Origin of the sequence: Methanobacterium subterraneum (genome assembly GCF_002813695.1) — an archaeon.
Taxonomy (GTDB): Archaea; Methanobacteriota; Methanobacteria; order Methanobacteriales; family Methanobacteriaceae; genus Methanobacterium; species Methanobacterium subterraneum.
Genome location: NZ_CP017768.1, coordinates 1,831,209 through 1,856,189 on the forward strand (window position 1 = coordinate 1,831,209; position 24,981 = coordinate 1,856,189).

General features: G+C 39.9%; 27 protein-coding genes. 16 read left to right on the plus strand and 11 right to left on the minus strand.

Annotation, left to right across the window (positions count from 1 at the left end; genetic code table 11):
* The first annotated feature begins 3 nt into the window (after positions 1-3).
* From BK009_RS08980 to BK009_RS12815, 11 genes are all read left to right on the plus strand, one after another.
* Entirely contained in the window at positions 4-900 is an 897-nt protein-coding gene (locus BK009_RS08980) for a hypothetical protein (protein ID WP_100905351.1), read from the plus strand.
* Between the two features lie 54 nt (positions 901-954).
* Positions 955-1,923: a hypothetical protein gene (locus tag BK009_RS08985; protein ID WP_100909415.1), complete on the plus strand. Its 969-nt coding sequence runs from the start codon at positions 955-957 to the stop codon at positions 1,921-1,923.
* Positions 1,924-1,945: 22 nt separating this feature from the next.
* Complete coding sequence (locus BK009_RS08990; protein WP_100909416.1) at positions 1,946-2,956, plus strand: hypothetical protein; 1,011 nt, start codon at positions 1,946-1,948, stop codon at positions 2,954-2,956.
* A 76-nt stretch (positions 2,957-3,032) separates the two neighbouring features.
* The gene (locus tag BK009_RS12435) at positions 3,033-3,233 is read left to right on the plus strand and encodes a hypothetical protein (protein WP_157809720.1); all 201 of its coding nucleotides are present in this window, start codon (positions 3,033-3,035) and stop codon (positions 3,231-3,233) included.
* Positions 3,209-4,462, plus strand: a complete 1,254-nt coding sequence (locus tag BK009_RS08995) for an Ig-like domain-containing protein (RefSeq protein WP_100909417.1) — start codon at positions 3,209-3,211, stop codon at positions 4,460-4,462. Before BK009_RS12435 ends, BK009_RS08995 begins: the two co-directional genes overlap by 25 nt.
* A gap of 11 nt (positions 4,463-4,473) precedes the next feature.
* Positions 4,474-5,475: a hypothetical protein gene (locus BK009_RS09000; protein ID WP_157809721.1), complete on the plus strand. Its 1,002-nt coding sequence runs from the start codon at positions 4,474-4,476 to the stop codon at positions 5,473-5,475.
* A gap of 29 nt (positions 5,476-5,504) precedes the next feature.
* A complete protein-coding gene (locus BK009_RS12810) occupies positions 5,505-5,636 on the plus strand; it encodes a hypothetical protein (protein ID WP_257790620.1) in 132 nt (43 codons plus the stop codon).
* A 47-nt stretch (positions 5,637-5,683) separates the two neighbouring features.
* Entirely contained in the window at positions 5,684-6,913 is a 1,230-nt protein-coding gene (locus BK009_RS09005) for an Ig-like domain-containing protein (protein WP_257790630.1), read from the plus strand.
* An 11-nt stretch (positions 6,914-6,924) separates the two neighbouring features.
* Positions 6,925-7,812, plus strand: coding sequence for a hypothetical protein (locus BK009_RS09010; protein WP_100909420.1), 888 nt, complete (start codon positions 6,925-6,927; stop codon positions 7,810-7,812).
* A 75-nt stretch (positions 7,813-7,887) separates the two neighbouring features.
* Complete coding sequence (locus tag BK009_RS09015; RefSeq protein ID WP_257790631.1) at positions 7,888-8,265, plus strand: Ig-like domain-containing protein; 378 nt, start codon at positions 7,888-7,890, stop codon at positions 8,263-8,265.
* Between the two features lie 40 nt (positions 8,266-8,305).
* Positions 8,306-8,437 carry a hypothetical protein gene (locus BK009_RS12815; protein WP_255553805.1) on the plus strand — a complete coding sequence of 44 codons (132 nt, stop codon included), beginning with the start codon at positions 8,306-8,308 and terminating at the stop codon, positions 8,435-8,437.
* Positions 8,438-8,728: 291 nt separating this feature from the next.
* Here the strand turns inward: BK009_RS12815 and BK009_RS09025 are convergent, their stop codons facing one another.
* Together BK009_RS09025 and BK009_RS09030 are read right to left on the minus strand one after the other, a co-directional pair.
* Positions 8,729-9,739: a hypothetical protein gene (locus BK009_RS09025; RefSeq protein WP_100907168.1), complete on the minus strand. Its 1,011-nt coding sequence runs from the start codon at positions 9,737-9,739 to the stop codon at positions 8,729-8,731.
* A 20-nt stretch (positions 9,740-9,759) separates the two neighbouring features.
* Positions 9,760-10,731 carry a hypothetical protein gene (locus BK009_RS09030; RefSeq protein WP_232728082.1) on the minus strand — a complete coding sequence of 324 codons (972 nt, stop codon included), beginning with the start codon at positions 10,729-10,731 and terminating at the stop codon, positions 9,760-9,762.
* A gap of 368 nt (positions 10,732-11,099) precedes the next feature.
* Between BK009_RS09030 and BK009_RS09035 the strand changes: the two genes are divergently transcribed.
* The 4 genes from BK009_RS09035 to amrS all read left to right on the plus strand — a co-directional run bounded on the left by BK009_RS09035 (position 11,100) and on the right by amrS (position 14,103).
* Complete coding sequence (locus BK009_RS09035) at positions 11,100-11,498, plus strand: Zn-ribbon domain-containing OB-fold protein (RefSeq protein ID WP_100905344.1); 399 nt, start codon at positions 11,100-11,102, stop codon at positions 11,496-11,498.
* Entirely contained in the window at positions 11,470-11,928 is a 459-nt protein-coding gene (cfbA, locus tag BK009_RS09040; protein ID WP_100909423.1) for a sirohydrochlorin nickelochelatase, read from the plus strand. The genes BK009_RS09035 and cfbA overlap by 29 nt, the downstream gene beginning before the upstream one ends.
* A gap of 5 nt (positions 11,929-11,933) precedes the next feature.
* A complete protein-coding gene (gene thiL / locus BK009_RS09045) occupies positions 11,934-12,995 on the plus strand; it encodes a thiamine-phosphate kinase (protein ID WP_100909424.1) in 1,062 nt (353 codons plus the stop codon).
* Positions 12,996-13,098: 103 nt separating this feature from the next.
* Positions 13,099-14,103, plus strand: coding sequence for an AmmeMemoRadiSam system radical SAM enzyme (amrS, locus tag BK009_RS09050; protein WP_100909425.1), 1,005 nt, complete (start codon positions 13,099-13,101; stop codon positions 14,101-14,103).
* Positions 14,104-14,207: 104 nt separating this feature from the next.
* Here amrS and BK009_RS09055 read toward each other — a convergent pair whose 3' ends face one another.
* Together BK009_RS09055 and purE are read right to left on the minus strand one after the other, a co-directional pair.
* Positions 14,208-15,491, minus strand: a complete 1,284-nt coding sequence (locus BK009_RS09055; RefSeq protein ID WP_100907172.1) for a UbiD family decarboxylase — start codon at positions 15,489-15,491, stop codon at positions 14,208-14,210.
* A 332-nt stretch (positions 15,492-15,823) separates the two neighbouring features.
* Complete coding sequence (gene purE / locus BK009_RS09060; RefSeq protein WP_100905339.1) at positions 15,824-16,879, minus strand: 5-(carboxyamino)imidazole ribonucleotide mutase; 1,056 nt, start codon at positions 16,877-16,879, stop codon at positions 15,824-15,826.
* A 205-nt stretch (positions 16,880-17,084) separates the two neighbouring features.
* Between purE and BK009_RS09065 the strand changes: the two genes are divergently transcribed.
* Entirely contained in the window at positions 17,085-18,815 is a 1,731-nt protein-coding gene (locus BK009_RS09065; RefSeq protein ID WP_100905338.1) for a glycosyltransferase, read from the plus strand.
* Between the two features lie 148 nt (positions 18,816-18,963).
* Here BK009_RS09065 and mmp11 read toward each other — a convergent pair whose 3' ends face one another.
* The 7 genes from mmp11 to BK009_RS09100 form a co-directional block, all read right to left on the minus strand.
* Positions 18,964-19,896, minus strand: coding sequence for a methanogenesis marker protein 11 (gene mmp11 / locus BK009_RS09070; RefSeq protein WP_100907173.1), 933 nt, complete (start codon positions 19,894-19,896; stop codon positions 18,964-18,966).
* Positions 19,897-19,987: 91 nt separating this feature from the next.
* Positions 19,988-20,398: a 6,7-dimethyl-8-ribityllumazine synthase gene (gene ribH, locus BK009_RS09075; RefSeq protein ID WP_100905336.1), complete on the minus strand. Its 411-nt coding sequence runs from the start codon at positions 20,396-20,398 to the stop codon at positions 19,988-19,990.
* Between the two features lie 318 nt (positions 20,399-20,716).
* Positions 20,717-20,986 carry a hypothetical protein gene (locus BK009_RS12510; protein ID WP_169923164.1) on the minus strand — a complete coding sequence of 90 codons (270 nt, stop codon included), beginning with the start codon at positions 20,984-20,986 and terminating at the stop codon, positions 20,717-20,719.
* A 363-nt stretch (positions 20,987-21,349) separates the two neighbouring features.
* Complete coding sequence (locus BK009_RS09085; protein ID WP_100905334.1) at positions 21,350-22,342, minus strand: isocitrate/isopropylmalate family dehydrogenase; 993 nt, start codon at positions 22,340-22,342, stop codon at positions 21,350-21,352.
* Positions 22,343-22,443: 101 nt separating this feature from the next.
* A complete protein-coding gene (locus BK009_RS09090; RefSeq protein WP_100905333.1) occupies positions 22,444-22,953 on the minus strand; it encodes a 3-isopropylmalate dehydratase small subunit in 510 nt (169 codons plus the stop codon).
* 82 nt (positions 22,954-23,035) lie between these two features.
* Positions 23,036-24,289, minus strand: a complete 1,254-nt coding sequence (hacA, locus tag BK009_RS09095; RefSeq protein WP_100909427.1) for a homoaconitase large subunit — start codon at positions 24,287-24,289, stop codon at positions 23,036-23,038.
* Positions 24,290-24,426: 137 nt separating this feature from the next.
* Positions 24,427-24,852 carry a MarR family winged helix-turn-helix transcriptional regulator gene (locus BK009_RS09100; protein ID WP_100905331.1) on the minus strand — a complete coding sequence of 142 codons (426 nt, stop codon included), beginning with the start codon at positions 24,850-24,852 and terminating at the stop codon, positions 24,427-24,429.
* Positions 24,853-24,981: the final 129 nt, after the last annotated feature.

The window sequence follows — 24,981 nt, forward strand, 5'->3', positions numbered from 1 at the left end:
AATATGTTTTCTAAGAAATCCCCCTATGAGAAGTTAGAAAGCCGTTTCTGGGAATTTGTAAATAATTATAGTGAAGATGGTTTAGAGAACATTCTCTCTAATTTAGATAATCCACAGAAGTTGGGTTATACCGAAGAATTAGTCGATAATCACATTTTCAGCCCAGTATGTATGGCCACTGCCCATCGTAATATACGGCGTGAAGTTTTTTCTGATAACTACACAAATTTTTTAAAATACATTTATGGAGTTAGGCTCAGAACAATCGCAGCACAAATATTACCCACAAAAATTGCAGGTTGGGGGATGATTATCGCAATCCTTGAAAATCTACCACAAGGATGGCCCTTCACCAAAATAACACACGATGAGTTTGAATCAATATATTTGTTACTAGAAAGGCTTTATTTTGTGCAATCAAATCATAAACTCGGCGCTGATGATCTTTTGGATATTTATTTCAGCGGATTGGATGAGCGGTTAGTTTTCTTTTTGGATGAATTTGATATTGTTAGTGATGAGGACATTCCTGAACCTTCTAAGGAATATTTCAAAACTCTGAAGCACGTGAAATATCAGGATTCAACGGTAAAATCCATGCACCGAGATTTAGGGTATTTAGTTAGTTATTCAATCAGATACTACCTTTCAGGAAGACTGGGCGGATGGGAAGGCGACATATTGAAAACATTAACATATTGTTCAGCAGTTTCTGATGGAAGAAAAATTATTATTAGGGATGATGTTGTAAGGGCTTTTAACGCTTATTTCAAGCTTTTAAATACAGATATAACCAAATATAAAGCTAGAAAGGATATTGTAAACTCCGCAGATTATAACAGCTTCAGAGCCAAACTTATGTACTATTCACTGAGACTCACGCACGGACTAACTCCGTAAATTCACCCAAATTCATCAAATAGCTCGAATAAACACCAATAATCTCACATCCAAATGGAAAACACCCCAATCATTATACCAGAAATCAACCCAGAAGCAGGAAAACCTGGAGAAACAATAAACATAACCGTCCATGCCTCCCCTGACACGCAGAGTGTGGTGGCCATCATAGGCACACAAAGAATCAACCTCACCTTCACCAACGGAACCGGAATCTGGACCACCAACTACACCATACCACTAGATAGCACCTTTGACATCCACACCATACGAATAGAAGGAACAGACACCGTGGGAAACATTGGGAAGAACACCGCCAGTTACGAAGTAATGGATCCTAACCCCATACCTCCCTGGCTTGAAGAACTAATAAACCCCGACAAACCCACACCCACTGATATGCCAATTTATACAAACAATCCCGAACCCGGAAATAATGGAGGCTCCAATAAGCCAGGATCCGGAACAATCGGAGGCAACGACCAACTTTACAGAGACCAAATGTACATCCGAGACACATTAACCTACACACCCCCCACCGACCCAAACACCAACACAACAACAACCCCACCCAAAATGTCCGAATGGAACATAGACACTAACCTCATCACAGATTTGTTGGTTCCAATACAAATCGCAGGTGGATTAGCATTAGCATTTTTTGCTGAAGGTAAAAAGTTTTCCCAACCAACTCAGAAAATCATTGATTGGTTTGGACAGGTTAAACCATTTAATGCAAAGACCCTCGGCCTATTTATTCTTGAAATTGCTCTTTTTTTCGTTGACCCCGGATTAATGAGTTATGTAAGCCTAGTTTGGGGAAGTTTAGCCTTTATGAGTCTAATATCTCTCGTTACTCAATCAGCTCAAACTAGATTTTACGATATTCTTTCAGTTATCATTTTATTAGTAACATTAGCCATTATTATAAAAAACATATCAGAACATAACTCCAAAGGCCCAGTGGGAAAATGGCTGGAAGATTTAGTATGGGACCTCATAAAAAGATTAAGAGGCAAATAATATCGTAGAAGGATAAAAAAAAATGGTTCAATTCAAGCGTAATATTCAATCAGAAGAAGAAAAACTAAACAAGTTGATCAATGAATTCCGAAAAGATTATGGAGATATTCTAGATAGCATATTCACAGAATTAAACGAACCAGAGAGTTTAGGTTACAGTATCGAATTAATAAACATTGTTAAAGATTATCTACCCCCATATTTTGATTCCAATGATATTTTAGGTTACGATATTAGGAGTTTTGGATATGACAATAATGTAATATCAAGTACTGGTGCCAAAACCATAAAAAAATACAAAACTAATATTAAACTCAGGAATATAGCTCATAAAAATTTAATAACATGGAAATCTAAAGCATTTCCAGATTGGCTCCTGACTGGTATATCTGAAAGATTCAAAAATCCTTTTATAGAATACACCAACTTTCAAAAACTCTATTTTCTTCTTGAACGGCTTTATTTCCTAAGATTAGGACATAAATTATCTTTTGAAGATCTTTTGGATGTTTACTTCAGCGGTTTAGACGAAAACTTGACATTTGCTTTATTTAAATTTAAAATAAACAATGAGACACTTCAACATATAGCTCAATTCTTTCAAAAATTAAACAAAGTTAAACATCCCGACAAAAATGTTGCAGAATTTGAATACAGATCTCGAATAATAGTCAGAACAACGTTATCTCTAACATATGGAAATTATGGATCATTTGCAAAAATAGAAGAAGAATTTCTATCATATCTTGCTGGTTGTAATGCTGTAAAACATAACCGAAACCAAATCATGATAGATGATTATCTTATTGCATATAAAACATATTATAAACTCCTTAAAACTGATGTGACTCTGTACAAGGCAAAACCTGAGATATTAAAAGAACTTGGATTGGAAGTTACATCTCAAAATTCCCAAGACGGTTACTTGATCTGCGACAATTGCAAAGGCTATTATAAGTTACAGCCTGGCGAATCACCTTACGACTTTTCGGATAAGTGTGAATGCGGAGGTAAACTCATTTACAAAAAATAACTTGATGCTGACTAAACAGAAGCAACCCTATTACACTTAAAAACCGTTTTAAATACTTTCAAACGATATCCAACCCATGTACATCATAATCCAGGTATTATTCAGAGGGAAACCCCTGAAACTCAAAAAACAATCCTCCAATACCTGGATCTCAGATACGCAGTACCCAAAGCAACAGACGGATTACACAACATCCACTTCACTGCCACTGATAAAGCTGGTAACCAGGCACCAAACACTCTCAGCTTCACAGTGGATAACACCCCACCCACACTAAACCCCACCATAAACCAGACACTGCTTAAATCCGGTGACAAGATCACCATAACCACCACCACAGCAGACAACGACACACAATCTGTAAAAGCATACATTCAGGACGACACCTACCAACTCACCAAAAACCCTAACAACACCTGGAACATGGAATACACCACACCACAAATTGGTGACGGAGTCTACTCCATCCTACTCATAGCCCAGGACCTGGTGGGCAACACCAACCACACACCACTCACCTTCACAGTAGACAACACACCCCCTGTTATCAACCCTGAAATCATTCCAGAAGCAGGTAAACCTGGAGAAACAATAAACATAACCGCGAATGCCTCCGCAGACACGCAGAGTGTGGTGGCTATTATAGGTACACAAAGAATCAACCTCACCTTCACCAATGGAATTTGGACCACCAATTACACCATACCACTAGATAGCACATTTGACATCCACACCATACGAATAGAAGGAACAGACACCGTGGGAAACATTGGAAAGAACACCGCCAGTTACGAAATACTGGATCCTAACCCCATACCTTCCTGGCTTGAAGATCTAATAAATCCAGACACACCTAACCCTGGAAATAAACCAGGTTTAATAACCAACACAGGACCTGGAAATAATGGAGGCCCTAATAAGCCAGGATCCGGAACAATCGGAGGCAACAACCAACTATACCGAGACCAAATGTACATCCGAAAAACCTTAACCTACACACCCACCACCGACCCAAACACCAACACCACCACAACACCACCAGAAATGCCAGGATGGGAAATAGACACGAGTGTTATTGAGCAGCTATTACTGGCAGCATGTCTTGTTTCAGGTGGATTGGCATTTGCCTACTTATCCGACACTAATATGAAAAGTAAAATAGCAAAGTATATTGTAGATAAGGGCGCAGGCACGAACTTTGTATTTAGACCTCAAGACGTGGCTTTATTTGCATTAGATGTGGTCTGCTTTTTGGTTAGTCCAGATCTTTTCAGTTGGATGATGATTGTCTATCAGACCCTCGCTTTCATGCAATTTATAGACATTTTAACTAAGTCCGCACAAACAAATATCTATGCTATATTTTCAGCAGTTATCCTGATGTTAAGTTTAGCTGTTATTCTCAAGAACATAGCAGATAATAAATTAAATAGTCCATTATTTGATGCCATAGATTGGATTGAGCAATTTGTAAAAGATTCTATTAAGCGATTATTTGGAAAGTAGGGGGCATGCAAGTGGGTTCACTTAAGAAACTTTTTCAATCAACAGATAAAAACTTAGAATCATTGATTAATGAGTTTAGGAAAGAATATGGATCCATTTTGGATTTTGTGATTTTTACTCTAGATAATCCTGATGAATTGGGTTATGATAGCTTCTTAATTAATGTTACTAAAAGGGCATATCCTCCTTATTTTGACGCGGATGATCTTTTTAGCTTTGATAAAGAAATTATTACTGGAGGAAATGCAAACAAAATTAGGAAATATATTGACAATATGCGCCTTAGAAATCTTGCAAAAAAAGAGTTAATATATTGGACTTCAGAAGGGCCAATGAATAGACTTATTTATGGAATTTTTGAAGGGTATAGATCAGCTTATATCGAATACGCTCACTTTTCCAGAATTTATCTTTTTTTGGAAAGACTTTATTCTAGGGCCCTTGATAGAAAATTAGAGTTTAATGATTTATTAAATATTTATTTTAGTGGTTTAGACAAATTAATAACTTTTAACCTAGACAAATTTGATATGATTAATCATAAAAAAGAACCTACAATAGATTTCTTTCAAAAATTAGGTAAAATAAACCGTCCCGATCAAGAAGTTATTAATTTTCAGTATAAAGCCAGACAAATCATTAGAATGAGCCTATCTTTAACTTATGGAGGATATGGATCATTTGCAAGAATAGAAGAAGAATTTTTAGCATATCTCGCAGGTTGCAGTGCCGTGAAACACAATCGAAACCAAATAACAATAGAAGATTACATCACCGCATATAAAACATACTACAAACTTCTAAAAACTGACGTGACTCAATACCAGGCAAAACCCGAGATATTAAAAGAACTTGGATTGGAAGTTACATCTCAAAATTCCCAAAATGGTTACATTGTCTGCGACAAATGCGGCGGATATTATCAATTACAACCAGGCGAGTCCCCTGACGATTTTTCAGACACTTGCGAATGTGGAGGTTATTTAATTTATAAAAATGATTTGGACAATTAGTAATCATTTGAAAAACTAGAATCAATAACATGATGCTCAGATACGCAGTACCAACTGCAACTGATGGATTACACAACATTCTCATAACCGCCAAAATAAAGCAGATAACCAGGCACAAACCACTCTCAACTTCACAGCAGATAACACACCACCCACATTAAACCCCACCCTAAACCAAACCCTAGTTAAATTAGGTGACAAGATCACCATAACCACCACATCAGACCCTGACACCCAATCTGTAAAAGCATACATTCAGGACGACACCTACCAACTCACCAAAAACCCTAACAACACCTGGAACCTGGAATACACCACACCACAAATTGGTGACGGAATCTACTCCATCCTACTCATAGCCCAGGACCTGGTGGGTAACACCAACCAAACACCACTCACCTTCACAGTAGACAACACCCCACCCGTTATCAACCCGGAAATCAATCCAGAAAGTGTCAATCCCGGAGAAACAATAAATATAACCGTAACCACCTCCCCCGACACACAGAGTGTGGTGGCCATTATAGGCACACAAAGAATCAACCTCACACACAACAATGGAACCTGGACCACCAATTATACCCTACCCCTAGATAGCACCTTTGACATCCACACCATACGAATAGAAGGAACCGACACCGTGGGAAACATCGGAAAGAACACATGCAGTTACGAAATAGTGGATCCGAACCCCATACCCTCCTGGCTTAATGATCTGATAAACTCTGACACTCCTAGCCCCGGAAATTCACCGGATTTAACAACGAACACCGGACCAGGAAACAACGAAGGCTCCAACAATCCAGGACCCGGAACAATCGGAGGCAACGACCAACTCTACCGAGACCAAATGTACATCCGAAACACACTAACCTACACACCCACCACCGACCCAAACACCAACACAACAACCAAACCCCCAGAAATGTCCGAATGGAAAATAGACACCATTTTAATTGGTGAACTCTTACTAGCTGCATTTATGATAGCTACAACGGCAGCCGCCGTAATATTGGCCGAAAGAGAATCCAAACAATCCCTAACAGAAGAAACAAAATCAAAAGAAGGAATACTAGGAAAATTCGGAGAACTCTTCGGAAAACCTAAAACAACCAAAAGTGGAAAAATAGAGTTTAATTTTGTTGATAGTATTATTGCTGCGGCTACCCTGTTTGAATTTATAGTATCTCCTAGTTTGCTTTCGGGCATTCTCCTATTTGTTGGAATGTTCGGAGTTGTATTTAGCTTTATTGCAAAGATGATGTACAGCCCTCTAATGACCCTGTATTCAATTGCAATGCTATCTATCATGTCATTCTTCATTGTGAAAAAATATTGGGAATATTCCCACGGAGATGTGAAAAAAATGGAAGAATTGTTAAAAAGAGACCTTGAAACAATATCCGAAAGATTAAAGGAATTATTCCTAATAAAATAGTACATAGCACTATGTCAACAAAATCCCTCTCAACCCTAGAAATTGAACCGTTGATCAACAAATTCTTAGAACTTTATAGTGAGATAATAGACTTTGAAAACCTCACCAAGAAACTAGAAACTCCCCAAAAATTAGGTTATTGTGAAAAACTTGTGAAAGACAATTATCTAATCAAAGGGCCAGTGATAGACGGTTCCCTCAGTGTATTCCCTTATATAACTGAGGAGTATAAAGATTTTTTTAAGTTCGCCCATGGTGTGAGACTAAGGAGGATGGCATTCAACAATGTACCATGGAATAATAGTGGGCCGGATATGCTTAGGGATTGGAAATATGGATGGCCTCTAACTCAAATTAATTATCGGAACTTCAGTAGTTTATATTCACAATTGGAACAATTGTATCTTGTTAATGTGAACAGGGAGCTTAGTTGTCAAGATTTATTAAATATTTATTTCGGAGGATTAGATGAGCGTTTATTTTTCTTTTTAGATGAATTCGACCAAATAACAGATGAAGAAATACCCACCCCTACAAAAGAATATTTTAAAACCTTGCGAAAGGTAAAATGCAAAGATTCTGTTCTAAAACAACTGATTTACAATCTAGAATTTCTAATCAGAGTCTCCTTAAATAAAAAATTTCAAAAATGCGACATATACACTAAAGATGAGCCAAGTCTGATCAAGGGACTTATTTACTTCTCAGCCGCAGCAAATAAAAGAAATACAATAACAGAAGAAGACATCATAAAAGCTTACAACACCCATTTCAAACTTTTAAAAACAGATGTCACCCACTATCCCCTTAGAGAAGATGTGTTCAAAAGTACTAATTACAACAGTATAAAAGCCAAATTAGTGCACTACAGCCTTAAACTGGGAATAACACACGGATGAAAAAACCACCACACCCACACTAAACCCCACCATCAGCCAGAGCTGGTCAAATCAGGTGACAAGATCACCATAACCATTACAGCAGACCCTGACACCCAATCTGTAAAAGCATACATTCAGGATAACACCTACCAACTCACCAAAAATAAAGGCACTTGGAGCATGGAATATCCCACACCACAAATTGGTGACGGAGTCTACTCCATCCTACTCATGGCCCAGGACATGGTGGGCAACACCAACCAAACACCACTCACATTCACTGTGGACAACACACCACCCGTCATCAATCCGGAAATCAATCCAGAAAGTGCCAAACCTGAAGAAACAATAACCATAACCGTAACCACATCACCAGACACGCAGAGTGTGGTGGCAATTATAGGCACGCAAAGAATCAACCTCACACAACAATGGAATCTGGACCACCAATTATACCCTACCCCTAGATAGCACCTTTGACATCCACACCATACTAATAGAAGGAACAGACATGGTAGGAAATGCGGGCCCCAATCCAAGACCAGAGCCTAATCCCGGGCTAAATCCAGGACCCATGCCTGGGCCCGAACCAGAACCAACACCCCACCCCCTTAAACAACCCACAAACACAGTTACAACGTGACATAGCAGGAGTCAGACAAGCAGTGCAACAAGGCAGCATCCAAGATGGAATGAACCAATTTTTCATGCCTGACTGGAATTTACAATCACCTGAACCAACACCAAAAGAATTTAATGAATGGGAATCTCAGCATTTCCAGATTCTCATGACTGGTGTATCTAAAAGATTCAAAAATCATTTTATAGAGTACACTAACTTTCGAAACTCTATTTTTTCCTTGAAAGGCTTTGGATAGATCATGAAATTATAATTAATATTCTCTTATAAAAGGCTGTAATTCAGAAGTATCCATCAAACCCATACCTTAAAAACAAAATAACAGGGCTGAGGAGTTAAGTATTGAACTTTTACATTTTCCGGAGGAGTTCCCTTTGGAAATGCTGCTAGATGAGTATTAAAGGCTTTATCTGGATTTCCAGAGGAATATACATGTAACCAGAGTACAGCAGTGCTGTTGTTACCCATGATCCCTTCTATCATGCCATTTAGGAGAATGGGCTTGTTTTGGAAAAGTTGAGTATATTCTGTCCTATTTTCCGGCCTATCTATCATCCACATTGCCACCGGGTCTTCTATGCTAGCTGGGTCGGTTATTAGGTAAAAATCTGTGGAATTTAACATACCATCTGTCACCCTTAAAGGATAACAGACCCATCCAGCTTCCCTGTTTTTATAATCCACCTTTTCATGTGATTGACTTCCAGTACCCTCCCCATGTGGGCATTCATCCCCAAACTGGTTCTGGGAGGATAACAGAGATTGATCCCGAGCATTGATAAAAACCATTTCCGTGGTGTTAAGGTAATTGCAAAGAACAGTACGGTTTTCCACAAACACTTCAGAGGATGAGTCGTTTTCACCAATATCTTTCACGTTGATGGGTTCCAGAGACTGATCCACAGGATAGATCACCAGAGTGGATTTACAATGGGAAGGAATTACATTACCATTTATTAGTTTATCATAATTCTCTTCAAGACGTTTTATCTTCACCATACTAATTACGTTGGAGTGGGTTTTTTTATTTATTTCCAGGTCCGATAATCCTGGGGTGACACCATTTACATCTGGAAATTTCTCCCAATTTTCTGGATTTCCAGGAGTTTTAACCAGCATATCAGCACCAGCCTGGGCAATTCTTTCCAGAGAATTTCCATAGGAATAATCTTCCATTTTAGAACCAACAATGTCCATGGCATCTGCAGAAACTCCTAATATGACGGTTATGATAATAAGAGCCATCATTATATCTATGGAGAAGACCATTCCATATTTATTTCCTGCAAATCTATCCCCAGACATTTTTTTCACTTGGATCCTTTCTAAAAAATGGGCACCCCATACTTTTGCCGGTGGGAGTTATCCAGATACAAGGAGAAATAGTGATTTTCACTACTGAAATATAATATAGGGTGGCCAGAATAGGTTCCGTGTCCAGTATCATTGAAAATAACGTGATCCACTGAACTGGGAGCAGTGGAGGAATTATTCATACAGGGGGAAATTGTTGGTGCAGGTATGATGAAGGTTTCCATACCATAATGGGAACAGATACCCTTTCCTTCCATTCTGCAGAGGAAGCAGGCCCCATCATTACTTTCATGATAAAACCCATTGTCGATACAGTTTTTCAAATTTACCAATTCATTGGTGTTTCCATGGAGGATGTAAGGATCATAGGGGCATTTTTTGATTGATAATGGAGAAGTGGCATTTTCATAAGCCTCATAGTTTTTAATTCCCCTGGATTGGAGATAATTTGCCAGGCTGGAACCGTAAGATATGCGTTCTTCATTTATGGTGGCACCTCCATGACCCCTGCACTTAACAAAAGGTAAGGGATCGTAGATAGGGAATGATCCATTGGTAAGGGAGATGTTCTGGGTTAAATTTACATTATGTTTCAGGGTGCCCTTTTCCACAGTGATTTTTGATTTGACCTCCACACAGAATGGATCGTAACTATTATCCACCTTCAATATTATACACTCAACAAACACGCCCTTATCAGCGTATTTGGAACAGTACTTATCCATTCTATTCTGAAATTCTTCTTTAACCTCCTTTCTACTGTTGGAAAGGGGAATTCCACTATTTACAACTTCGAGAGATTTGTCTCTAATCACTTCCCGCCCTATAAATGGTAAATTCGTCTCCAGATCTGTTGCAACACCTAAAACCTCATGAGAGTTTAGGGTAGCTTCCTGAGTTTGTGCTTCATTTGTACTTAGGTCCACCAACACCATTAACAGCAAAAATGCTGGTAAAATTAGGAAAAAAGAAGCTAAACTCATTACATAACCCTTATTGTTCATTATTTCCCATTTTTTGTTTTTATAATATGGTTTCTAGGCTTTTTATGAGAATTTTACCACGAATATAATTATTATTTATTATATAAAAAGTAATACAATATAAAGTTATTTCTAAAACAAAAAAATATATTATGCCATACCAAAATAGGATAAAGACTAAAAAAGATCATAAAAATATATCAATTGGATCCCGCCTTAATCCCATGAATCATAAAACATATAAAAACACCAGTGATTATATAAGGATTTATAGAAATTAGATCAAATTATAAAAATCTAAATCAGATTGAACTGAATTTTCAGCTAAACCATAACCAATTAATCAAAAGCTTAGCGAGGTATAATAAATGAAAGATATTGTAAGAGGCTGGCGTCACATCTCCCAAAGATATAATCTCATCGGATCAAAGTGTTTACAATGCGGTGAAGTATTTTTCCCCATGAGGGTTATTTGCCCTAAATGCAGAAGAAAAGGTCAATTAGAACCCATAAAATTCAATGGAAACGGAAAAATTATGAGCTACTCTGTTATACACACCCCCACAGATGAATTTAAGAATATATCCCCCTACGCTGTGGCTATTATTGAACTAGAAGAGGGAGCCAAAATCACCAGCCAAATCGTGGATTGTAACCCCGATGAAATCGAAATAGGTCAGCAAGTAGAGCTAGTATTCCGGAAAATCAGAGAAGAAGGCGACGAAGGAGTGATATCCTATGGTTACAAATTCAAACTCAAACAGTAAAGTAGGGATCGTGTTAGTGGGCCACGGCAGCCGACTACCCTATGGTAAAGATGTTCTAAGTCAGTTAGCAGAGATCTACAGGAATGAAAGTGATCATCCGGTGGAAATAGGATTTATGAACATGAACAAACCCTCCATCCCCGCATCCATCAATAAACTGTCCCAGATGGGGGTTGAAAAAATTGTGGTTACCCCTGTGTTCCTGGCACCAGGCGTGCACACCACCGAGGACATCCCCCGTATTCTAGGACTAAATAATAATGGAGACGAAACCCAGGAACACAGCCACGACCATGGCCATGGTCACAGCCACGACCACGGGGAAACTGAGGAGATCCATTTCCACGGAGAAATAATCTACACTGATCCCCTGGGTCCCGATCCAAAAATCGTTTCCATAATAAAAGACCGGGTAAACAATGCCCTCTAAAGATAATGCCCTCTAAAGATATAAAACAACCAAAAAATCTTAAAATTTCAGATATTGGTGAGAAAAAACTCATTAAACGACTCCTTTCAAGGAGTCGTGCTCTCCAACCTAATTCTCCTTTTTTTGATGATTTTTATTTTAAAAGCCTCAGTGATGATGCTGCACTTATCGACCTGGATGATAAATACTTAGTGGTTACTGCTGATCTTATACTGGAATCCGCCCACTTACCCCAGGATATGAGTCCTAAAGAGAAGGGTATGAAGGTGGTTACCGTGAATGTCAGTGACCTGGCTGCCATGGGAGCCAAACCCATTGGTTTCATACTGTCTCTGGGATTACCAGGAGACCTTCCTCTGGATGAATTCGACGAAATAATGGATGGCGTGCTCTATTCATGCCAGAACTACGAAATAGGACTTACTGGGGGAGACACAAACCAATCTGATGAACTAATCCTTAGTGGAACCGGTTTAGGAGTGGTGGATAAAAAAAAAGTTCTAATGAAAGATGGTGCCAGTCCAGGGGATGTAGTGGCAGTCACCGGTCCCCTTGGTGTGGCTGCAGCAGGATTTGAATTCTTACTATCACCACCCCCTGTAAAGGAAGTTCTTAAAAAAAATCTAAAACCTTCCACCTTAAAATTAATCAAAAAACATGCCATTGAGCCTCAAGCTCGATTAAACGAAGGAATAATGCTAGCTGATACTGGTGCAGTGACTTCTGCCACGGATATAACTGATGGTCTGGCTAGTGAAGTGGGTGAACTGGTTTCTGCCTCCGAAAATGGAGTGGGGATAACCCTTTATGAAACCCTGATTCCCATAATTCCAGAAGTGGAAGAGGTGGCACATGCATTAAATAAGGACCCACTGGATTTTGCCCTTTATTATGGTGAGGACTTTGAACTTCTTTTAACTGTTGAAAAAGATGATTTTAGCCATTTAAAGGACCAGTTTGGGCTTTATGAGGTGGGTGTGGTGACCAGTTCTGGGAAGATGGAAATAGTAAATAAAGATGGAAAAACAAATTTATTAGAGTCCAAAGGTTACCAGCACTTTAAATAGTGAAGATCTTGAATAAAGGATAAGATTCTTAAATAAGTGTAAATACCTTGAATCAGATTATTTTCTAAAAATCATTGCACATGAAATAGGGAGGGTCTATTCAATGAAGAGGGAAGCCATGCTTTATGAGAAGCTGGATGGAATGTTGAACTGCCATGTATGTAACCGGAGATGTGTTATCTCTCCAGGAAAGACTGGTTTTTGTGGGATGAGAGAGAATGATCAGGGGATCATGTACAGCCTTAACTATGCCTCTGCATCCTCAGTGGCAGTAGACCCCATTGAAAAAAAACCACTTTTCCATTTTTACCCCGGCAGCCTATCATTCAGCCTGGGAAGTGTTGGCTGTAATTTCCGCTGCCCCTACTGCCAGAACTGGGCCATATCACAGGCCGATCTCCATGAAATCGGAACCCGAAATATTCTACCTGATGAGGCCATCAAGCTGGCTCTGGAAAATGACTGTAAATCCATTTCCTGGACCTACAATGAACCCACCATGTGGTTTGAATACACCTATGACTCGGCAAAACTGGCCCATGAAAATAATTTAAAAACAGTTTACGTTACCAATGGTTACATGAGCTCAGAATCTCTGGAATTAATCTCACCCTACCTGGATGCAGCCAATGTGGATATGAAGGGGATGTCTGAAAAGTTCTACCAGGAACTGTGCCAAGCCCACTTGGAACCAGTGCTGGAAAATATTCAGACCATGCATGATCATGACATTCACATCGAACTAACTAATCTGGTGATACCCGGCTACAATGATTCCAAGGAAGACCTCAAGTTACTGGTGGAATTTGTGGCCGATGTAGATGTACGCATTCCTCTCCATTTCACTCGATTCTATCCCCATTACCAGATGAACCAAGTCCCCCCTACTCCGGTGGAAACCCTGGAAAAAGCCCAGAAGATGGCTTTAGATGCAGGTGTGAAGTACGTTTATGTGGGAAATGTTCCCGGGAGTGATGGTGAGAATACAAGGTGCCCTGAATGCAGTGAACTCCTCATAAGGAGAGATGGTTTCAGTATCGGAGAGAATAATCTGAAAAAGGACAAAAAATGTCCAGAATGTGGGGCAGAAATTGATATTGTATTTTAGTTATTTTTCTAAGGCTATGTCCCTTATTTTAGTTTATAAAAAAATATTAAATGGATACTTTAAAAAAGATGAATTAAAGGATAATTTGGGCTTATAAAAAGTAATTAAATGGAAGAACTAACTCTTTCAAATTTTTCCAGCTTGTCCAGTGGTTTGGTGGCATCCACTCCAACTTTGGTGGTGGTTCCGTCTGGTTTGGCACAGGGGTCCAGGGATGATCCACGGGCTCCAGGTACAATCAGAATGTCTTCATCACCCTTGACCCTGGTGGCGATGGCGTATTCCACATCTTCGGCATCGAATATGTCAATGTCCTCGTCCACCACTACACAGTGTTTTAGTGAGGGGTGTGCGGCTAGTGCAGCCATTATAACATTTTTACCATCGCCCTGGGTTTGTTTCTGTATGGACACTGCAGCGTGGAGCCAGCAGCACCCACCCTCTGTTAGGGCCACATTTTTAACTGTGGGCAAGGTGTTTTGAACAGCACTGAATATTCTAGGTTCCTGGGGGAGGCCCTGCAAGAGTTTGTGCTCGAGACCTGCCGGCATTATTGCATGGTACATTGAATCATGACGGTAATGCATTCGTTCCAGTTCGATCACTGGTTCCATCCGCACCACATCATAGGTGTCGGTCAGGTCAACGAATGGCCCTTCTTCAGCCCTTTCGTGAGGTAGCATTCGTCCTTCCAGGAGTATTTCGCACTCAGGAACATCTAAATCCACTGTTTCACATTTTATTAGTTTCATTTCTCCCTGGTGGAAGTGATTGGCCACTTCCAGTTCATCCACATTGATGGGCACAGAAGTAGTGGTGGCCAGAAGAGTGGCAGGATGCATTCCAATGGCAATGGCCAGTTCTAAAGGTTCATCCAGTTCTTCAGCACGTTTATGATAGGTGTAAAGGTGACGGGGAACTATACGGGCAGTTAGCTTGTCCTTTCCCAGAAGAAGCATACGGTGGATGGATGCATTCCGGATACCGGTTTCAGGATCCTTGGCAATGATCACCCCTGAAGTAATGTATGGTCCTCCATCACGCAGGTAGTAAGTTAGTATAGGTATTTCATTGAGGTCTGCAGGTTTGGAGACATCAAAACAATCCCCCAGGTTTTTAAAATCATTAATGGGTACCGGATTATTGATTGCATCCATTATTTTCTGAGTAATTCCAGCCACATCGGTATTTATGGCCCGGGCAATCTTCTCACGAGTGTTACATATCCCGGATATGACTTTCATACCTGATTCACTGATGTTTTCCATTATGATGGTTTCTTTAGGATATTTTTTCATAAATTCAGCGGCTTCAAGGTTAACTGAAACCTCTTTATCAATTTTAATAGTGTTAAAATCTTTTTCAAGAGTTTTTAGGAATCCTTTCATAAGTTCACCAACCATTTATTTTATAGAGTAATAATAAATATTTAGAGGAATATTAGGAGTATCAAAATCCAGACATAATTAGCTGGGCATAAAAAGCTGTTTGCAGAGCATTTACCTCCTGTTTCTTCCTTTTTTCTATCTTTTTTCATAACTCTTAGCATTATAATATTTGACTTAGTTGGTGAATATATTTATTGATAACAATAATAAGGTGAATTGTAAAATTCTATGATTTATGAAGATAAAACTGAATTAAACCCAATTCCTTAGGTTGAGTTATTAAAAAGATATACAGCTAAAATATAGTGATTAGATAAAAAAGAGCATGAAATTCATCTTTTACAGTTGATATTACCCTTGAAACGTAAAAGATCTTCCATTATTTCTTCATCCCCTATACTCAGCATTTCAGCCGCGAGTATAGCTGCATTTCCACCTGAATCAATACCAGTGGTGGCTACTGGAACACCGGGAGGCATGTTCACCATGGATAACAGGGCATCCATACCCCCCATTTTAATGGCACATGGCACTCCAATAACTGGTTTTTCAGTGTAGGCCACCACGGCACCAGTTACATGGGCTGAAAGTCCAGATATGGCAATGAATATTTTTGCATCTTTATTTCGTTTCAGGAAGTTCTCAAATTTATCCGGAGAGCGGACTGGGGACACCACTGAAGAGTCATAAGTGATGTTGAGTTTATCCAGGAACATGGTTGTTCTTTTGGCCACTTTGATATCACTGTAACTTCCAGAAATCACCGCCACTTGAGGCGGGCGAATTTCATCCCTAACTTTACCGGGGTGGGTGGTAATTTTATGGATTTTATCCGCAGGACTTTCTTTAACAGTTTCTTTTTGCTCCAGATCAGGGTTTATTCTGGAATAGTATTTGCCATTCATCTGGAGGAAAAGTTTTTCTTCATCTTCAGCGATCTTGGAATAGTATTCTTTGCGGAAAGAGGATAATCTTTCCCGGATATTCACATCATCAATACCTATGATCTGAGCAGCGAGTAAGGCCGCGTTTTCACCACGATCGATTCCTACGGTTGCCACTGGTGCACCTAAGGGCATCTGCACTGAGGCAAAAAGAGCATCCAGCCCAGCCACCTTAACATCCACTGGCACCCCAATAACCGGTTTATGAGTAATCCCTGCTATTATGCCTGGAAGATGGGCTGATAATCCTGCTATTCCTATAAAAACTTCTACACCATTTTTGGCTGAATTTAAAACTATTTTTTTAACTTTCTCATGGGTGCGATGCGCTGAAGCCACCCGGAGATCGTAGTATATTCCCAGTTTTTCCAGAATTGCGGTGGCTTTTTCGGCAATTTTAAAATCAGAAGCACTACCCAGTATGATCATTACCTTTGGTTCCATTATAATCCTCACTTTTTACTATCGGGTACAATTAGAAATCAATACTACCCACTTACACATAATAATATGCTTTAACTGATAATAAAACTTTTAGTTAAATAGACCAAAATAAAAGGAGAAGTCTTATATAAGCTTATAAGTTAGTTTGGGTAATTAGTTGTATAGAATTTGATGTTCGTTGTATAGAATTAGAGGTGTAATATAAGTGTCTTGGATTATTCTGTTATTTGTCCTGATCATCGCTTCGGTGAAAACCAGGAGCTCAAAAAAACCAATGACCGTTTCGGTCATATTACCAGCTTATAATGAGGAAAAAACTGTTGCCAGTGTGATAAAAACAGTGCAGGCCCTGAATTATGTTGATGAAATAATCGTGGTCAATGATGGTTCCCTGGATGATACCGAACAGGTGGCAAAAGAAGCAGGAGCCACAGTTATAAGCCACACCAAAAACCGTGGGAAGGGTGCCGCTATAAAAACTGGATTTAAGAATTCTAAAGGAGATGTGGTAGTGTTTATGGATGCTGATCTCCAGAAGCTGGTCCCCAAACAGGTGGACAAAATGATCCAACCCATCCTTAATGATGAGGCAGATGTTACCAAAACCAAATTCAAAAGAGAAGCAGGTCGAGTGACTGAACTAACTGCTAAGCCTCTTTTAAGCTTTTTCTTCCCAGAAATCAAGTTTGAACAACCCTTAAGTGGTCAATTCGCTGCTAAAAGATCTTTCCTGAATAACATTCAACTGGAAGATGATTACGGAGTGGATGTTGGAATTGTATTGGACGCCGATGTGATGGGAGTACGGGTTAAAGAAGTGGACATAGGAAATATCAGCCACTCTATGTCCTCCCTCTACGAACTGAACATCGTGGCCACTGAAGTAGTGAGGACCATAGTGGATCGGGCCAACAGCTACGGTAGAATAACCATGATCGACACCCTGGGAAAATCCATCAGGATGGGTGTTCTAGGTCTTTCTTTAACCACCCTTGGATTCTTCTTTGTCTTCTTCATCAGAATCCGCCCTTCATACCTCGCCCTATACATAGGACTAGCCATAGTCGTAATCGGGATTATCATAGCCACATATTACATCATTAAGATCATCAGGGCATCTATTAAAACCATTTTAAGGCCAGATGATAAGTCCCGGAACCTGAAATCATTCTTCTACATGCACTCACCCCTTGTAGTTTCCGCACTTATCATGTTCGCAGTGCTCTTTACCATGTTGGGCTCGGTGCACGTGGATGAAGGGAAAATATCCATTGAACCCGCTGCTAGAAATGTGATATTCTGGAAGCAACCAGTTGAAAACCAAACCATCGATATCCGGGGACCCTACACCGTGGACAGTGCCCTGGAAAATGAGTTTTCAATTATTAGAATACCGCAGGATGCTCTGAATACATTGGAACTGGGATATGGAGATAAGATTATCATTGGCGAGCAGAGTTATACTCTGAATCAGACCATTCCTGGTGAGGATAGCATAATGAGAATACCATACAATGCCCGTACCACCCTAGGAATCAATGTACGTGACGTTATACGAGATACTGATCTGCGTAATTACTTCAAGGACCTCTACGCCACCAAGAACATCACTCTGAGCACGTCCAATATGACTATGGTTGAAGGGATTATAATCAAAAACACAGTAAGTGATGCTAAAACCATCAATATCTACCTCAACAATGAGAAAATAGGCACAACCACCGGGATACTTAAAGATGGATCTTATAAAATCTATATGAATGGTTACCTTTATAAGACAATCCAAGTGAACAATGATAACTCCCAAAAAACATTCACAATGACTAAAGGCAATAACGTGGTGAGGATTGAAGTTGCTGGAGATGTCAAGTCCAGTACAGAGCTCCCCACATCTGATAAGGGAATTTTGTTCTACTTTAACTTCCCAGGTAGTTGAAGTTAAACTGAAATTTCCTTTTTTATAACTGAATTACTTTAGTTTTCGCATAATCAAAGAATGAAATTCAGAAAGAATGAAATAGAAATCTAAAAAAGGGAGATTTCGTTAAAAAATAGCCAGACACCAGTAACAGTGCAAACATACATCAATAATAAACCTTCACTGCCTCTTCAATATCATTGTACATACCCAGTGCAGCTAAAGCACCTATTTTCCCCTGGGAACCGGTAACTTCCACTAGTTCTACACCCACTTCTTCCGCCACTTTTTCTGCTTCTTCCACCGTTAACATGGATTTTTTGGCAGCTTCCCCATAAGATCTGAGCTTTTCAGGGACATTAATACCTTCAAGAACAGCAATTGCGGTTTTATCAGATAATGTTCCTTTTTTAAGAAGTTCAACTACCTTCTGAATCACTTCATCTTTTTCTCCTGGTTTCACTGCGAATACCAGGGCGATGCCCACACAGTTCTGGGTTTTGTTGGGATTGTGAGGATATAACTGGACGGTGATATGATCCAGATACTCATATCCCTGTCTGGCCAGTTCCGCACCTACATTATGAGCCAGTGTCCAGGTGGCTCCTTCGTCTTTGGTGTCAGTGTCATCAATACCTATAACCAATTTCTCCATTCGTGGAGTGACCACTGTAGCTCTTCCCACTTTGGATCCTCCACCTACATCGTGAAGTTCTACTCTTTTGACTCCTTCAGCCATTCCCCTACACATGGCTGCGCCTACACCTGCTCCAGCCAGTCCAGCGTGGACTACTTTAACTTCATCATCACCAACAGAGACTTCTTCTATCCCTGCAGCGTGCAGGCTGGGTTTGAGACTTAAATTGGATTTTTCGGCCTTAACCAGAAAGGTATGTCGGTTGCCGTCTCTTTTAGCCCCCAGTACTATGTCACTGCTGTTCTGGTACTGGTAGATCATCCACTGGGATCCACTGATGCAAGGGTGGTATTCCACGATCTCCACCAGGTCGTTATCCACCATGGTGAGGACCTTCTGGTATGGTGCAACCCATGGGTCCTGGAATTTATCCTTTAAGTCACGAGGGGTGAGTATTTCCATGAAGTCTCTCCAAAATATTTGATCCTTTATTTATTACTTCAATTAGTACATGAAAAATAATAGATAATAATTGGATATAACTTTAATCCAACTATTTGAGCCGTTCGGTCATTTTAACTACGGCTTCAACGGCACGTTTAGCATATTCAACCCTCTGATGGGCTTCCAAACGGGTCATGCCAGGGCCAGTGATTCCCAGTCCCACTGGTTTATCGTATTCCAGTGCCAGGTCTGCAATTTTACGGGAGGCATGCTGGACCACGATTTCATCATGGGATGTGGCTCCTTCAATTACCGCTCCCAGGGTTACCACTGCATCAATATCATCCTGTTCTAAGAGTTTTTTGATGGCCAATGGCATGTCAAAGACTCCTGGGACAGTTATTACTTCTGTTATTTCTGATTCTAGAAATTTAGCGTGTTCTTTAGCTAATTCTAACATCATATGGGTGATGTCGTAATTAAATTCTGCTACTACGGCTCCAATTCGAACTTTTACCATATTATTACCTTCCAAAATCTGTTAGGTCATGTATTTTATTAGTTAACTATTCTACAAAGTTAATTATTATTTTTTTTATGAATTGGATAAACATTAATTCAAATCATCAGGAAAAATCCGGCCACTGAACTTAAAGCCATGATAAAGATGATGAAAATAACTACCCATTGAGTTTTGGTCATTCTTTTATCTCCATTATTAGTCATATCAGGAATTTAGAAACTTCTTTTAGAATTTCAACCAATATATCTATTTTTCCTACGTATTGTAGTATTGATGCTCTAACGGTTCCACATAAGTCATAAGCTCCCATATGATTCATTGATAGTATTGCAGAGTGAAAACCGCTCCTGACACAGATGGATCAAGTTTCTTGAAGTACCTTGGCCAGGTCATGGGTTTTATATTATTTATATTGAAGGAAACAATGCCATAAATATTTTCTGGACTGCCATAGATTGTGACTTTTCCAGGCCCTGAATCTCCAGGTACATGTCCGGGTAAGTTTCTTACTATGTCTTTGTATATTGGGCATTCCAATTCTTTTTTAGATAATCTATGGCTGCTCCCAGCGTATGAATCCGGCAATCTTTTTAATTCTCCTTTCAAAGAAGGCTGGAGCTTCAGTGAGGTTGAAATCATCATCAGTGCCATCGTCCACAGTGCCACCACCAAGTTAAGGGATTTCAGTTCTTCCTGTGCATTTCTGCACCGAAGAGGAGACCCAGTAATCCATGTATATCACCTCTTCCACTAGGGGAATGTCCCTCCTAACTTGGGCTGTTTTCATGATATAACCTAATATCTCCTTTAAATTTAGTTATAATTATGATCGGATAGTATATAAAAATTTTAAAAAATAATAAATGATAAACTCAATTTTCCAGTGTGATTAAAGAGAAAATGAAATTAAGAAATATGGGTTGAGTGTGAAAAGGTTCACACTTGGAGTTAGTTATACTCTTCCAGTTTACTTCTGACTTCTGCAGCCATTTCCATGGTGGATGAGCTGCCACCCAGATCTCCAGTAACCACTTTGCCTTCTGCCAGGACTTCCACCAGAGCATTCTCCAGTTTACGGGCTGCATTATTTTCATCCAGGTAATCCAGCATCATAACTGCAGATAGGATCATTGCAGAGGGATTTGCAACTCCTTTACCTGCTAGTCTTGGGGCTGAACCATGAACTGGCTCGAATAATCCCTGATTTTCTCCAATATTGGCTGATGGGATCAATCCTAAGCCTCCCACTAATCCTGCTCCTTCATCAGATAGGATGTCTCCGAAGAGGTTGGTGGTTACAATTACATCGAACATTTCTGGTTTGGTGATGAAAAACATGGCAGTGGCGTCCACGTAACGGTCATCCAGTTCCATGTCCGGATAGTCTTCAGCTACCTTGTAAAATGTTTCTTTAAAGAGGCCGTCGGTTTTTTTAAGTACATTAGCCTTGTGAACTGCAGTAACTTTCTTCCTACCTGTTTTTTTAGTGTATTCAAAGGCGAATTTGCATATTCTCTCGGAAGCTTTTCTGGTGACCACTCTGGTGGCAGTGGCTCCTTCTTCAGTTTCTTCTTCCAGGCCTATGTATAGTCCTTCAGTGTTTTCACGGACTATGACAAAATCCAGGTTGTCAAAGATGCATTTGGTTCCGGGATATGATTTCACTGGTCGTAGGTTCACGTACAGGTCCAGTTCCTGCCTCATTTTAACGATCACATCTGCTGCTGATTCTCCTGCCGCCCCGAATAAACAGGCTTGTGATGCTTTAACTATGTCCACTGTTTCCCGTGGTAGGGCCACCCCTGTTTTTTCCATGTACTCATCTCCTGCATCAGCGAATGTGTAATCAAAAACTACATCTATTGCCTCTAAAACATGCAGGGTTGCTTCCATAACTTCTTTTCCAATCCCGTCTCCGGGTATAACTGCTATTTTATACATATTAACACCTATACTCTTTTTATTGATTTAATCCTAATCGAAAAGATTGAATCAATGACCTTGATAATTCACATTGATTCCAATCTGATTCATATGACTTTTTAATCCTTTATCTCAGCCAGATGGTTTTTCAGGTAGCTAATTAGCCCTCCTTCGTTCATGATTCCCATCATGAATTCAGGGAGAGGTTTTATTTCAAATTCTTTAGACCTGTTCACATCTTTTATAACACCTAGGTCAATGTCTATCTCTATTTCATCCCCTTCCCCTATGTGTTTGGAGATTCCTTTGGCTTCTATGAGGAGTAAACCGATGTTTATAGAGTTCCGGTAGAATATTCTGGCGAATGATTCTGCTACCACAGCCGATATTCCTGCTCCTTTTATAGCTATTGGTGCATGTTCCCGGGATGACCCGCAACCGAAGTTTTTCCCGGCCACAATGATGTCACCTTTTCCTACTTTTTTAGCAAAATCAGGATCATGGCCTTCCATAACACAAGCTGCAAGTTCTTCTTCTCCAGTTAAAACCAGATATCGGCCAGGGACGATCATATCCGTGTCCACGTCATCAGGGAACTTCCAAACTTTTCCTTTGAGTACTTTATCCATAATTACCACCTTTAAAATATTTTTTTTTAAGTGATTAAATTTGTTTAATTGCTTTTTAACTTTCTACATGGGTAAGAGTATTTTACTCCCTTGGATCTGTTATTTTACCCTTGATTGCTGATGCAGCGGCCACCGCAGCTGAACTAAGGTAGACTTCGGCTTCGGGACTTCCCTGTCTGCCCTTGAAGTTTCGGTTGGAGGTGGAGAGACTCGTTTCTCCAGGTCCCAGAAGTCCTACATGGCCACCCAGGCAGGGCCCGCAACAGGGGTTGCATACCAGTGCCCCGGCATCTACGAATATGCTCATGAGCCCCTCATCCAGTGCCTGACGGTAGATTTCACGGGAGGCGGGTATTACCAGCATCCTTACATCATGGGAGACTTGTTTTCCCTTCAGGATTTCTGCTGCTACCTGCAGGTCATCCAGGCGTCCGTTGGTACATGATCCCAGGAATACTTGGTCTATTGGTGTTCCATCCACCTCGGTGACTGGTTTTACATTGTCCACGTTGTGGGGGCAGGCAATCTGCGGTTCCAGATCATTTACATCCACGTACATGGTGGTGAGTGAGTCTGCATCTTCATCAGTTTTGAAAGCATCATAAGATTTGGTTGTGCGTCCTTTGAGGTAATTTTTGGTTTTTTCATCCACTTCCACCATTCCAGTTTTACCACCCATTTCTATGGCCATGTTACACAGAGCCATACGCTGGGATATTGACATGTTACTGGTGGTTTGGCCTCCAAATTCACAGGCCTGGTAGGTTGCACCGTCGGCCCCTATCTGTCCGATGATGTTGAGGACCACATCCTTGGAGTATACATGTTGTCCTAATTTGCCTTCTATTTCAAATTTTATGGTTTCAGGCACTTTGAACCATAGTTTTCCGGTTGCAAATACCATTGCCATGTCGGTTGAGCCAATTCCAGTTGCAAATGCACCTAATGACCCGTGAGTGCAGGTGTGAGAGTCTGTTCCCACAATTACTTCTCCTGGAATTACGTGTCCTTTTTCAGGGAGTACCTGGTGACATACTCCTTCTCTAACATCGTAGAAATTGGCTATTTCCTGTTTTTCCACGAATTCTCTCATAAACATATGGTTTTGTGCGGCTTCCAGGGAATCTGCTGGTACCTGGTGGTCAAAAAGAACCACGATCTTCTCTGGATCCCATACCTTTTCCACCCCGATCTTCTGGAATGATTTCACTGATAATGGCCCGGTTAGATCATGGGTCATGGCCACGTCGATATTAGCCATAACAATTTTTCCTGCACTTGTTTCCTCTAGTCCTGCTGATTTTGCCAGTATTTTTTCTGCCATGGTCATTGACATGTGCTTTTCCTCCATTTAATATAATAACATCCATTGAACTTATTTACCAAGAAAATTGTTTCCATCCAATGGTTTTAACTACAATTATGATTTTATTCGGATAATAATCTGTTAACGTGTGATTAATCCCTTTAGAGCTATAATTTGGAAACTGTGATTTTATTTACAATTTTCACGAAATTTTCTACTTCTTCCGGGTTTAATATCTTTAGAACCTTTTTTATCGTATTTTTATGGACTTGTTTGTGCATTTCCATTATTTGGTTACCTTTAGGGGTTAATTGCAGGGAATAGAAACGTTTGTCCTCGTTGGATTGGATTTTGTTTATAATCCCCAGATCAATCAGCTGGTTGATGGCTATAGATACCGTTGATTTTTTCACTTCCAGTTTCTTGGCCAGTTCCGAAACGCTTATTCCCTGGTTTTTATCGATTAATTCTATGTAGTAAAGTTGTCTAAGAGTGTATTCTTTTAAATCTCCACTTCGAAGTTGTGTTTGGAATTTTCTCATTAGATCGCTAAGTTTATCCATTGATTCTACCAGTTCAAGCTCCTTATTCATAGGTGATCACCTGTCAAGTAAATAGTTTTATCTAACTAACTATTATTTATAGTATTCCCCCATAACTTTTCATAACCAAGGAAATAACACTCCAGAATCAGCACTATTACTTCTCAAAAGCTCGGACTA